Here is a 12,107-nt window from a genome sequence, read left to right as displayed (position 1 = left end):
AACTCTTTTTTGCTATACCTATAACATACTTATTATTGTATCTGCAATAGTCTTATATCCTATATCCCCCGGATGTGTAGACCATGTTTGTTGTATATTAGTTGTAGTCCTATCATGGTAAGTAACTGTTGCTCCTACATAGTTAGTTGCTTTATTCGTAGGTGTATATAATGAGCTTATATTCAAAAATTCACAGTTATAACTCTTACATGCTTCTAGAATAGTATTAGCGACAGTATCATTATAATACCAACCAGTAACACATAATACTCTAGCATTAGGAGATTTAGTTCTAATATCTGATATAAGTTTCCCAAAGTTATTATTAAAAGTTGTCCGTCTAATATCGCTATTAACATTATCGCCTATCTGTATAATTATCAAATCTTTATTCATCCATGTTGTACCATTGTTTGCGATATAACTTTGAGCTGTAGCATCATTTTCAGCCATTTCAAAAGCACCATCATGAAGTTTGCTAAATTGTGCTGATGAATTCTTATTTAATATAGCTTGTTCCACATAATAAGCATAATCTTTGTATGGTGAAGTAGCTCCCATACCAAAAGCACCACCATGTGTTCCGTCTGTATCCATACCAAGCAATAGTGAATTGCCTATAAATAATACATTCGTAGGCATATGATTAATTGCTATAAGGCTTTCATTCGGTTTAAATGATGTAATATAATTCCCATTATCCCTAGAATTTTCACAGGGATAAATTTCAATGCTATCATATAAAATTTGTCCTTTGGTATCAGCAGTATTTACTAATACAAAGAAACTCTTTGCATCTGAATAAACATTAAGATTTGATGCGTCTATTGTGAATGTATAATCAATAGTTCCACCTGTTAAATTTGCTTTTTCTACATATATAACTCCACCAGAATTCTTATTAATTCCAAGCTTTATTGAAGCATTACTTGTTGTAAACGAGCCCTTTATCTTAATTGCAACATTAGGGCTACTAGATATAAAATCGTTTGTTCTCAATCCTTGACCAACTGACGAGATTTTAACTCCGTTAATTATTTTTTCAGCTTTATTAAATGGTGCATGATACGTAAATAAATTATCTACAACATTTTCATTTGTTTCTGCATTAGCTATACTAGCCGAATTCATAGTGATTATTGATAATATAGCAATAAATACTACTATCAATCTTTTTAAGTTTTTCATTTTATTCCCCCCTTAAATTAATTGTAATAAAAATATAAAAAGTCATACTTTCCACTTTTTATTACAATTTTATATTAAATACCTTTAAGGGTCAATACTTTGAAATCTCTAATGATTTGAAATAAAATCAAACTTATTATTGACTTTATACAATCTTCGTATTAATTAAATTCGTACATATCCATTTGTTTAAAGTTGAAACGTATGTCCACTCAATAAGTTGCGGTGTGCTAAACGCTAAATTTGTAACAATGTTAGGATTATTAATTAGATTTGTTGTATCAAATCCACCATAATTATAAGTACCTGTAGCCCTAACTAACGTAGTTACTTTAAACCCTTCTGGAATAACATTAGGAAGTGATATTTTATTTGATGTTGTCGCTGTAACAAGACAATCTATAAATATTCCTTTTGTAACATCTAATGCTCCACCATCTGTACTAATATTTTGTTGGTACTGCATAGGTATTTGATAAGAACTTTCTTCTACCCATTTAGCACCATCGCATCGGAATTTTATCCAGCTTCCTTTTCCTGACAGGAAGTTCCTTGTCATCGAAATATTAGTGCCTTCTACTATTTTAGTATAGTCGTCATCAATAATTATTTTTATTGATTTACTTTTATCTGCACTACCTCCTAAAAAACCATTAATTGTTGTAGCAACAGTATTTTGAATTTTGTAGGTATTTTCAAAGGCATATTTAAACCATAAACGTGGTATACTCAAATTGTCATTTATAATTTGTAAGTCCTGTATGTGACCAAAATCTTGTCTTTCCGATGTTATCTCAAGGTCAAGATTTACTGCTAATATTTCACTATCATAAGTAATAGCATCTGTTAATGTACCGTAAAACTTTACTCGATTGCATCTTCTAAAATCAATAGCTGATGCAGGCACACTTGATGGATTCATTTGCGCACAACCATAACATTCAACATCAAATACTTGATTGTAAGTATTTCCACTTGGTGCTGTACCAGTGTCTCCAAAAGTGAATCCGTGTGAGCAACCCGTTGTCTTACAACTTATCAATGTTAAATATTGCATATTAATATTGTTTGTGTTTGTATCTGAAAACATATCTCTCGAATAACATATAAAACTAAATCCACTATCGAAAGCTTCACAATTTATTGCAATATTATTTATACTATTTGCAATTTTACTTGCACCTTGTATATTATCCGATATGAAACCAAAACAAAAACTTGTATGATTGTAAGCTCTGCAATTAATCAATTTAGTATTTGTAGCTTTTGAAATAAACCCATGAATTGAATTATACGATTCACAGTTAATAATTTTTGTGTTTTCTACTAATCCATTATATGATTCTATCAAATATCCATGAGCTGATACGTTAGTTATACAATCCTCAATAACGACATCTTGAGTTGCACATGTATTATTTTGGAAACCTTGATCTACTGTTGATGCATTAACTCCTATATTCTTGACATGCACATTATTTGATTCAACAAACACTTTATTATTAAAAATTGCACCAGCTAAAAATACATTATTTACAGCGTCAAATACAGGTCTGCTTTCCCCAATAATATTGATATTGCGATTAATAGAAACTGTATTTCCGCCCAGATCATAATTCCCATTAGGTATAAGCAAATTACTATTAAGTGGTACGTCTGCAATTGCTCTTGCAATTCGGTTATAATCACTAGTTTCACCTGCAAGTCTTGGGTATTTTGCGTTTAAATTAATCGCAATATCTGACAAGTCTGCATTAATATTTTCTAATTCTGTAGTATGAGAATCCGATGTTTCCTTTAATTCATTAACTGCACCTATAACTTCTTGTGATGTAGTTTTTAATGTTGCAGCTCCTATCATATATTCCTTAATTTTCTGCCATGTACTTTTTCTTAAGATTCCACCCTGGTCAAAAGGTACTAGATCATTATCCTGTGGAATCGCTGTAATTTTATCAGGTATTTTCCATCCCATTCTTACCATCTCCTATCCTATAAATTGTTCATTATTTTCGTCTACCCAAGGCTCACCATTTTCATCATCTAATGTACCTATTCCAACGGTTTTATCTAATATATTTATTATTTCTTTTACATTCAAAGCCGCTAAATCCCATCTATCTTTTTGCATTTTAGTAACATGAATATCATCATTATTAATGTGCTGCGTATAGGCTATGTCCATATTCTTTATAGTTTCTATAACTGTGTTTCCTTCTTCTACAGCATTATCTATATTGGACTTAGTAGTATTCCCGGTTGAAATACTATTGTCTAAATTATCTTTAGTAGTATCGGAAGTATTAATAGTATCTGTTAAATTTTTTATGTCAGTTTCTGCCTGTGCATTTTTATCTGTTAAGATAGTAATGTTTTCTATAGCTTCTGAGATCTGTTTTATTAAATTCTTATTATTTATTACCGCCTGTGCATTGTTATCCTCTAAAGCTTGTAAATTAATATTTATATAAGCTTTTATGTTTTCTAAGGCTTCAATGGCTTCAATAGAATTACTTATTGCACTAACATCGGCAGCATATTTGGTTATCATATTTTCAGTATCTGTTATCATTGCTCTTAAATTATTCAATACTTCAATATCAGGTTTAGAATATATTAAAACATCATTTGCTATAGATTCATCCACTGTAAAAATGAAAGTATTTGTACTTGTTTGACTGTTACTATCTGTTAACTGCAATTCCCCATTAACTTCTCCTGGAACATTTGTTGCTTGCAGATCTAAAACTGCTGTTACAGTACCATTGGAAACATCTGTTATAATCTTTTGAATAAGGTTTCCGTCAGATTTTTCTAAAATAATGTCTACTTTTTGTCCTGTTAGATCTGCTAGAACACCATTTGTATAAACTTGCAATTGCAATGTTAATGTGTCTCCACGTTTAATAAGCTTTTCACACTCAAACGTATTATATATTGTGGTATCAATTGGTATATATAATGTCCTTTGCACTCTCAGTTCTCCTTTCTATATTTATGAATCTGTAGGTTCTGGCATTGAAGCGTCTATCATATCCTGTATTATTGATGTTAGTGATTGTCCTTTAATCCAAAAGTTGCCGTTAGCTGCAAAATCACCATTTACCACCAAATCATTTTCAGCAGTAATGTCACCATACACGCGCAAATTTTTCTTTATCCAAAGAGTGTTTTGAATCAATAAAATAGCAGCTTCATTATCAGCAACAACTGATATTTTAGACGTATATCCATTTTCATTTGTGATTTGTACTCCAGTTTTGTCTATATAGCAACATTGATCACCGTCCTCAACCGAAAAGCCACCTTGAGCTGTGCATTTCCCATTTGTATTCACAAAAAAAATCATTGTTCCATCTTTGTACATTCTAAATTGACCATCATAGATTGTTACACCATCAGAATCAATTTTTGTGTATTCTTTACTGGCGCCTATACAACACTCCTTAAAAGCTCTTTCAGACATTTTATAATCATTTGGGGTGTCTCCTTGCATTACAACAGAATTCACTTTATTAGTAGTAGTTGCAGCTATATCACTTGTATTATTAATAGTATTTAGAATATTTTTCTTTTTTCTTTCTCCAATTTCTACTTCTTCTATTTTATTTGTTAGTACATTAAATTTAATTTTTGTAACTCTCCCTGTTGCTTCGATATATGTTTTCTTTTCAGGATCATTAGGGTCGTAGTATTTAATTGTTACATTATTACCTATTTCACATTTTTCCAATATAGCAAAATCTTTATATTCTTCTGTATTAGCAAGCTGTGTAAATTTAACTGTATTATTTATTTTTAACTTATCTAATCCATCATCGAATAGTTTTTGTGTTCTTTCCCTTAACTGCGCATATACTATATCAATTGCTTCTTGGGAATTATCAACTAATTTCACATCATCAAATACAACTTTTTTAAATATTTTTCCTACTATAGCTGCATTGGGAGAATATATAATTTCACTATTGGGGAGATATACACCATCTGAGCTACATGGCAAAACTGCTGTTGCAAAACTTTCTGTATCAGTATCATCTATATTTTGTTCCAGCTCTTCTAAGTTTTTACCACTTCTTATCTCAAAAGTATGATCTGTTCCCCTCTCATCAACCATGTTTAATTCAAAGTTGTTATAAATAATTTCTCCACCATAAGCCTTGTATATAGAGTTTTCATTTTCACCTAGAATTGCTTTTCTTGGAGAAATACCACTTACATCTAAGTAGTTAATAATTTCCCCCGTCTTTTCATCAATGCCTAAATTTATGACTGTATTAGTATTTGTATCTAAGCTTCCTACATAGTATCCTTGCTGTTCTACACATTTACCTAAGAGCATTTGTAAAGCCTCTTTTCGTGTTTTCCCTGCTGGTACCTCTAGTCCTAAAACCATATTCATGTCTAAATCTCTTCTTGCTTTAGCTTGAGCATAAATTTTAATACTACTGTTGCTTGTATTCGGTGTTCTTGTTCTTACTGTGAATAGTTGTTCACCACGTTTATCTGTAGTTGAAATAGAACTTTTTATATCATTTTCTCTAACTAGCAAATTACTTAAACTCTTTTTATCTTTTATCGGATATTCCAAATCTAAATCAAAGATACCATCTATTGTTTCAGTTACGTAGCAGCTTAAAGCTTCATTTAAAACATATTTATTATGATTAAAATTTGTTTCACCTTTTAAAAATAGTCTAATCATTATAAACACCTCCAATTCGGAATAATTTCTATTCTTGTAACTCCTGCACCAGTCCAACTTATAGCATTTTCACCTACATCTAAATAGGGAAAATACCCTTCCATTTGATCACCTTTATTTTCAAGAACTTCTTCTAAAAATGAATTTATTGCTATGCTTCCATTAGGGATATTTTTTATATTAAAAGTTCTTGAATTAATAGTAAAAGCGCATGATCCTGATCCATAAATTTTTATATCAGGTTTACTTGTATGAGTTGCTTTATTATTATTCAGGATTGTACTACTAGTAAGCGTTAAAGTTTCTTTTCCATCCAATAGGTATCCAAAAGGTTGGCATCTAAACTGAATAGTAAAAGTGTACATTTGGTTCTCGATTATTTGGGATATTGGAATTACATTATTTATTTTAGCCTTATAGTATCGATCTGGAAGGCTTCCAAAAACCACTTCTCCATCACCTTGTAACCAATTTAATAGTCTCATTGGATCATTTCCAAAGTAATCACATTCAACTGATTTTGTATCTGAATCATATCCTTTAAATTCAGTCAATGTTCCATCTCTACCATCAACTGATTTTTCATCAATCTTTGGTGTACTTAATTGGATAGGTGGAAGAGAAATAATTTTTAACCCTTCATCTTCAGCTTTTTTATTATTCCATACTAAAGTTTTTTTCATTAAATCCCCTCCTTTATGATTTCTTCTGCTTATACGCCATAACGTTAAATTCATCTGCTAATTGTTCTGCATCCATATTGGTGTGCTGATGATATTCTTGAATGTTTAGTTGTGGCTGGTATATTTCAGTTTTAGTATTATTTGTGGTAGCTTTAGCTATTAGACCTCCTAGACTTCTAGCCATATCCATTTGTGATTGCATAACAGCTGATTTCATTAAACCAACTTGTTTAGCTATTTCAGATTTTATAAACTGCTCTGATTGCATGTGATTTTTAATAGCTGCACCTTTTGAAACATAAGCAACAGCATCATCTGAACTAGATATTTCGAACTTATTATTTTCATCAACATTATAAAGTCCGGCATAAGGGTTATAACTTGTACCACTCGCATAGCCTGTAGTTGAATCTGATGAACTACTTCTACTACTTCTAATAGAAATTAGATTTCTAACAGCATCTTCTGTTGATGTTTGTTGTGAATTCAAACCATTAATCAACGAATCAGCTAAGCTCTGTCCTGAATCCTGCCATTTTGGAGCATAACTGTTAAGTAAATTAACTAAATCTTGTTGACTATCATTTAAAATTCTGTATCTTGCCTGAGCATTAATAGAGTCTGTCTCAAGCAATTTATCATAATATGCATCAACATTTTTAAGTTCCTTTTGCTTAGCCTCTTTTTGTCTGGTATATTCTTTTTCAAGTGATTTTTTTTCATTATCCTCTTTTTCACTTAATAACGATTTTTCTTTTTCTAATGCTGCTTTCTGATCCTCAATATCCCAAGCATCCTCTTTTTCTTTTAGTTCATTTTGAGCATCTTTAATTTCTAATGCTATTGCTCTTTTATCAGCTTCGCTTGCAGTATTAGCCATTTTAGTTTTAAGTACATTAATATTATTATTTGCATCGGTTCTTTCCTTATATCTGCTATCATCTGTACTCTGTTGTTCTAGCTCAGCTATTTGCTTATCTAACTTATCACTTTTTGATTTAGTTCTATTTTCTAATGCTTCAACTTTTTTGTTATAGCTTTTTTCCATATTTGAAAGTTCATCATTTATAACTTTTTCAGCAGCTTCTTTTTCTTTAGTAAGCTGATTTTTAATAGCTGTTGTGGTTGCTTCAGCTATTTTGGCAAGCGCATTTTTATTTTGTTCGGCTATTTCTTGCTTTTTCTTGGCTGTATTTTTTGCAACTTCAATTTCAAGTTCTGCAGCTTGCTTTGCTGTTTCAACCGCTTTTTCTGCATAGTCCTTTTGTCTTTGGTATTCATCATCACCTAAAGCTTTTCTTTCATTACTTGTTAAATTATTAAGCCTATCAAGTTCAGCCTTAGCCTTAGCATAAGCTTCATTATTATCTATACTCATTATATTGGCATTATCAACTGCGTACTGTGCTTGCCTTATCTGCTGTTCAAGTCCAGTAAAACTTCCAGTTGTTGAGTTCATTTGATTTATAACACCATTTGCTAATTTTTCATTTAGTTGTATACCATTTTTAGCACTTTCTTTTGTATTACTAGAGATATTGCCCAACAAATTATTTTGTGAGCTCATAGCACTAAGTAATTTGTTTACAACAACTCCAAAACGACTATCTACAGCGTTAGAAACATCTTTTTTCATTGCATTAACGCTAGAACCATGATCTAGTATTCCAGTTCCAGCGCCTAGGTAGTACAATTCATTTTCACCTGTTGTAAACTCATAGCCGTGCTCATCTTTTGTTATTAAACCATCACTACCTCCACTAGTACCAGTGTATCGTGGCGTTGCATCTCCAGTATTTGCATTAACATCCACTGTTGCTGTAGCTTTTCTTCCAGTTATCCAATTAAATAAATTCTTTATATCATCCAATAGAGTTAAAGATTTTCCAACATCAACCGTAACTGTAGCATCTGCTTTTTTTCCGTTTAAATCATCTACTTTTTTAGTTGTTGTATCTACTTTGCTATCAGCTTCACTTGATTCTATAACTATTTTAGCATTAGGATTACTTTTAGTTATTTCGTCAAGTTTGGCTTTTGCTTCCTCCGCATTTGCTGTTTCTTCACCATTTATTTTTATGGTTGTTTCGGGATTGCTAGCTGATATTTCGTCAATTTTTTGCTTAGCTTTATCTATTGTATTTATCTCTTCGCCATTTATTTTTATATCGGTTTGTGTTCCCTTTGGTATTTGAGAAATTTTTTCAATGACATCTGTTAAGTTTGAAATTGTACCATCTGCATTAGTTTCGATTTTTATAGGCGTTCCATTTAAATCGTATATGCCACTAACTACATGACCGTTTTCTGTTACTATATCTTTTAAACTGCCTACTATTTGACCGCTAGAGTTTCTAATTTCTCCAGATGCGTTTATATGAGAACCACTTAAATTATTCATAGCCAATTGACATTCTGCTGCTAGTTTTGCATGTGATCTTCCAAGTTCTGCGTTATCCTTTGCCATTTGTTCTGTGTATCCCGCAACTTGCCCACTGGTTGAAGAATACGCCCCAGTTATCTTTCCTGTTCCTTCATCTACTGTAACCGTTACTGTTTCCATACTTTTAGTCTGTGTATTCTCTAACTCATATGTACCACTTTTAACTATGTTGCTTAGTCCGTCGTATGTTTGTTTCATAGTTGTTAATTTTTGTTGTGCTATTAAGTCTCCTTTGGTTAGTTCTTCACCGTTAAAAGTGTTTATTAGCGCAAGTGCTTCGGGATTCTTTTGTCTCAATATATTTATGTACTCTTCCCATTCTTCACTTTTCAATTTTGTTTTATCATCACGCAACTTGGTGAATTTATCTATTTCAGCTTGAATTGCTGCTGCGTTCTCTCCATCTGCTGTAGATAAATTTGCTTTCAACATATCTATTTGAGTATCATAACTAGCTTTTATTTTTATATTTTCTTCATCTAAAGCTTTTCTTTTATCTTGTAATAGTTTTGAAGCATCTGTTGCGCTTACTGTTTCAACTCTTGCGCCAAACTCATTTTTAGAGTATGCCTTTTCTTCTGCTGTTCCACCTACTGAATTTAATTCAATTTCTTTTATTTTATTTGTCTTGTCTTGCACATCTTTTATTTCTTGTTCATTTAATGCTCTTTTTTCATTTACCGCTTTTTGCTTTATTGCTAATATTTCTGTTTTTAATTGGTTCTCTTGTGATATTTGGTTATCATAACCTTTAGAAATAGTGTCTAATACCTTTTGTTCTGTAGCATCTATAGCATTATCATCTAATTTAAACAAATCACTTAAAGACTTGCTAGACTCTGCTTTTTTAGAATTTATAGTAGATATTGCATCATTAACCATCTTATTGATTTGATTGTTAAAATCAGAGCTTTCGGAATCTGTTATTATTCCGTCTAGGTTTATAGTCTTTAAAAATAATTCAAATTTATGCAATGTATCTGTGGATTCTTCTACTTTTTTCTTAAAATTATCTGAAATATTAGAACCAAACTCTTTATATTCAATCCCCAAGTCTTGCAATTCTTTTTTAGATTTAAATGTATATCCTGTCATTCCGTTAATAGCTTTTTGCCATTCTGTCATATCGTCTGTAGTACGTGTTAATTTATCTCCCATTTGGTCGTTAGCTGTTGCAACTGCTGCCGCTCCAACTCCTAATGCTGCCAAAGCTGCAATAACGGGAATTGCTACAGGTGCTATTGTTGCTAATGATCCCCCAAACGCTGCAATACCTCCTGTGCTTGCTGCTGTTGTTGCTCCAACTTCCGTTGTAACTGCTGCAACTGGCGTTAATAGGGCAGCTAGTTTGCTAACTCCACCTATCAAGCCACCGATACCACTTGTTAACCCACCAACTAATTTTAACGCAGGGCCTCCCGCTGCAATTGCTAATAATGTTTTAGCGTAAAATTCTTGTTGCTCGGGGCTTAAATCAGAAAAGGCGTTTGCTAGATTCTGAATTTCGTTACAAATTTGAATTATAACTGGTGCAAAATCTTCTTCTAGTTTTATCGCTGTTGTTTCTAAACTTCCTGTCATCTGCTCAATAGCACTTTTACTATTATCTTGCATGGTTTTAGCCATATCTTTAGCTGCACCATCTGCATTTTTATAACTTGTTGTTAAATCATCTAATTGACCTGAACCGGCATCAACTAAAGTCAATAAACCGGACATAGCTTCTTGTCCAAAAATAGTAGCAATATAATCTTGTTTTTGTTGATCTGTCTTACCCTTTAATGATTTAGTTAAATTGTTTATAATTCCACTTAAAGGTAACATCTTACCTCGAGCATCAAAAGCTTTAAACCCTATTAACTCCATTGCATCTGCTGCTTCTTTAGCTGGGCTTGCAAGTCTGGTCAATATACTTCTTAGCGTAGTACCAGCCATAGTTCCCTTGATACCACTATTAGCAAGTATTCCAATAGCTGCGGTAGTCTCTTCTAAGCTTATTCCCGCTGCATGTGCTGCTGGAGCTATAAACTTAAGTGCTTCTCCTGTATCTCCGACTGCTGCATTTGTAGCCGCTGCATTTTTAGCTAATACATCGGCTACATGTCCTGCTTTATCAGCTTCCAATCCAAATCCACGTAATGTTGAAGCTGCAATATCAGAGCTGTTAGATAGATCTTCTCCGCTACTTGCTGCAAGGTCTAACATACCAGGCATGGCTTGCATTATTTCTTCAGTAGAAAAACCTGCACTTGCTAGATTCTCCATACCCTCAGCTGCTTGCTTAGCGCTAAAGGCTGTATCTGCTCCAAGTTGTAATGCCTGGTCATGCAATTTTGTAAATTCTTCTCTAGTAGCTCCAGAAATAGCTTTAACTCTACTCATTCCAGAATCGAAGTCCATACCAATTTTTGCTGCAGCAGCACCTAATCCAAGTATAGGTAATGTAACTCTAGTTGTTAGCTTATCACCAACTCCAGAAATAGATTCACCTATGTTAGATATACCTTTTCCAATATCTATATTAGAAAGATTGTTCTTAATATCTCTTCCTGTTTGTTTTGCTTTCTTTTCTATATTGTCTAAAGATTTAGTAGCTGACATTTCAGCGCTTTTAAATTCTCCATCTAAACCGTTTAGTCCATCCATTTTAACTTTCAGATTAACTTGTTTATCTTTTAATCCATTAAGTTTATTTTCAAGTTTTATAATGCTTGCTTCCGCTTGAAGCATTTGTTTTTCAATTGCATTTTTTTTAGTTGGATTAGTAGCTTTTTCAAAGGCTTCTTTTAATTCGAATAATTTCTTTTTTTCTAATTCTATTTTATCTGTAGTGTTTTTTATTGTTTTCCCTACATTATCCAGTTCCTTTGCAAGCTGTTTACCATTAAAGGCTGTGCTTGCGCTCTTCATAGACTTTTCAGCTTTATTCATGGCTTTTTCAATACCATTTCCTAAGTCATTAGCAGCTTTCTTACTGGCAGTTTCAACATCTTTTTCAAATCCTTTGGTATCAAGCTTGGTGTCAATAATTATTCTTCCATCATTAGCCATGAATAGCCCCTCCTTTCAACTAAAAAAGAGCAACATA

General features: G+C 32.3%; 6 protein-coding genes. All 6 read right to left on the bottom strand.

The window, feature by feature from the left end:
• Positions 1-18: 18 nt before the first annotated feature.
• The 6 genes from PZA12_RS02070 to PZA12_RS02045 all read right to left on the bottom strand — a co-directional run bounded on the left by PZA12_RS02070 (position 19) and on the right by PZA12_RS02045 (position 12,070).
• Positions 19-1,188, bottom strand: coding sequence for a hypothetical protein (locus PZA12_RS02070; RefSeq protein ID WP_103698642.1), 1,170 nt, complete (start codon positions 1,186-1,188; stop codon positions 19-21).
• Between the two features lie 145 nt (positions 1,189-1,333).
• Positions 1,334-3,163: a hypothetical protein gene (locus PZA12_RS02065; RefSeq protein ID WP_103698643.1), complete on the bottom strand. Its 1,830-nt coding sequence runs from the start codon at positions 3,161-3,163 to the stop codon at positions 1,334-1,336.
• Positions 3,164-3,175: 12 nt separating this feature from the next.
• Positions 3,176-4,162, bottom strand: coding sequence for a BppU family phage baseplate upper protein (locus PZA12_RS02060; protein WP_103698644.1), 987 nt, complete (start codon positions 4,160-4,162; stop codon positions 3,176-3,178).
• A gap of 21 nt (positions 4,163-4,183) precedes the next feature.
• Positions 4,184-5,893 carry a phage tail spike protein gene (locus PZA12_RS02055; RefSeq protein WP_103698645.1) on the bottom strand — a complete coding sequence of 570 codons (1,710 nt, stop codon included), beginning with the start codon at positions 5,891-5,893 and terminating at the stop codon, positions 4,184-4,186.
• On the bottom strand, positions 5,893-6,576 hold the full coding sequence (locus PZA12_RS02050) for a phage tail protein (RefSeq protein ID WP_103698646.1): 684 nt from the start codon (positions 6,574-6,576) through the stop codon (positions 5,893-5,895). Before PZA12_RS02050 ends, PZA12_RS02055 begins: the two co-directional genes overlap by 1 nt.
• A 13-nt stretch (positions 6,577-6,589) precedes the next feature.
• Positions 6,590-12,070, bottom strand: a complete 5,481-nt coding sequence (locus PZA12_RS02045) for a phage tail tape measure protein (RefSeq protein ID WP_242984853.1) — start codon at positions 12,068-12,070, stop codon at positions 6,590-6,592.
• Between the last annotated feature and the right edge of the window lie 37 nt (positions 12,071-12,107).

Source organism: Clostridium beijerinckii, assembly GCF_036699995.1.
GTDB lineage: Bacteria > Bacillota > Clostridia > Clostridiales > Clostridiaceae > Clostridium > Clostridium helianthi.
This window is presented reverse-complemented; position numbering and strand designations above follow the sequence as displayed.

Coding starts and splice junctions, on each gene's coding strand:
- PZA12_RS02055 (WP_103698645.1), bottom strand. CDS start 5,893: ATGATTAGACTATTTTTAAAAGGTGAAACAAATTTTAATCATAATAAA.
- PZA12_RS02050 (WP_103698646.1), bottom strand. CDS start 6,576: ATGAAAAAAACTTTAGTATGGAATAATAAAAAAGCTGAAGATGAAGGG.
- PZA12_RS02045 (WP_242984853.1), bottom strand. CDS start 12,070: ATGGCTAATGATGGAAGAATAATTATTGACACCAAGCTTGATACCAAA.
- PZA12_RS02070 (WP_103698642.1), bottom strand. CDS start 1,188: ATGAAAAACTTAAAAAGATTGATAGTAGTATTTATTGCTATATTATCA.
- PZA12_RS02065 (WP_103698643.1), bottom strand. CDS start 3,163: ATGGGATGGAAAATACCTGATAAAATTACAGCGATTCCACAGGATAAT.